Here is a 1,380-nt window from a genome sequence, read left to right on the forward strand (position 1 = left end):
CTCCTCAAAGCCCTGGTCGACAAAGAACAACCTTCTCTCATCATCCTGGGCAAACAAGCCATCGACGACGACGCCAACCAGACCGGCCAGATGCTGGCAGCCCTGGCCGACCTGCCCCAAGCCACCTTCGCCAGCAAGGTTGAACTCGCTGCCGACAAGGTCAGCGTGACCCGCGAAATCGACGGCGGCCTCGAAACCCTGGCCCTGACCCTCCCTGCCGTCATCACCACCGACCTGCGCCTGAACGAACCCCGCTACGTCACCTTGCCCAACATCATGAAGGCCAAGAAAAAGCAGCTCGACACCGTCAAGCCCGAAGACCTCGGTGTGGACGTGGCGCCCCGCCTGAAGACCCTGAAAGTGACCGAGCCCGCCAAGCGCGGCGCAGGCATCAAGGTGGCCGATGTGGCCGCCCTGGTCGAAAAACTCAAGAACGAAGCGAAGGTGATCTAAATGTCGGTACTCGTTATTGCTGAACACGACAACGCGTCCATCAAGGGCGCCACGCTGAACACCGTCACGGCCGCCGTCGCCTGCGGCGGCGACGTGCACGTGCTGGTGGCCGGCCACAATGCCGGTGCAGCCGCACAAGCCGCCGCCAGCATCGCCGGAGTCGCCAAGGTCATCCACGCCGACGCAGCCGGCCTGGAACACGGCCTGGCAGAGAACGTGGCCGCCCAAGTGCTCGCCATCGCCTCCAACTACAGCCACATCCTCTTCCCCGCGACTGCCAGCGGCAAGAACGTGGCCCCCCGCGTGGCCGCCAAGCTCGATGTCGCCCAGATCAGCGACATCACCAAGGTCGTCTCTCCTGACACCTTCGAGCGCCCCATCTACGCTGGCAACGCCATTGCCACCGTGCAAAGCAGCGACAGCGTCAAGATCATCACCGTGCGCACCACCGGCTTTGACGCCGCAGCCGCCACTGGTGGCAGCGCAGCAGTCGAAACCGCCGCTGCCACAGCAGACGCCGGCAAGAGCAGCTTCGTGGGCAGCGAAATCGCCAAGAGCGACCGCCCCGAGCTGACGGCTGCCAAGATCATCGTCTCCGGTGGTCGGGCCCTGGGCAGCAAGGAAAAGTTCGACGAAGTCATGACGCCCCTGGCCGACAAGCTGGGTGCCGCTCTGGGTGCCAGCCGCGCAGCGGTGGATGCAGGCTACGCGCCCAACGACTGGCAAGTGGGCCAGACGGGCAAGATCGTGGCGCCGCAGCTGTATGTGGCGGCTGGTATCTCGGGTGCCATCCAGCACTTGGCAGGCATGAAGGATTCGAAGGTGATCGTGGCGATCAACAAGGACCCTGAGGCACCGATCTTCAGCGTGGCCGACTATGGGCTGGAAGCGGATCTGTTCACGGCTGTGCCTGAACTGGTCAAGGCC

The 1,380-nt window shown here is 64.3% G+C and carries 2 protein-coding genes; both read left to right on the forward strand.

Going from position 1 to position 1,380, the window contains the following annotated elements; translation table 11 throughout:
- The coding region (locus ACODSU_RS25250; RefSeq protein WP_488845705.1) for an electron transfer flavoprotein subunit beta/FixA family protein at positions 1-453 on the forward strand (453 nt) is incomplete at its 5' end.
- Positions 454-1,380, forward strand: a 927-nt coding sequence (locus ACODSU_RS25255; protein WP_488845707.1) for an electron transfer flavoprotein subunit alpha/FixB family protein, incomplete at its 3' end; no start/stop codon positions are given. It abuts the gene before it with no gap.

The sequence above is a fragment of the Acidovorax sp. FG48 genome (genome assembly GCF_057809085.1).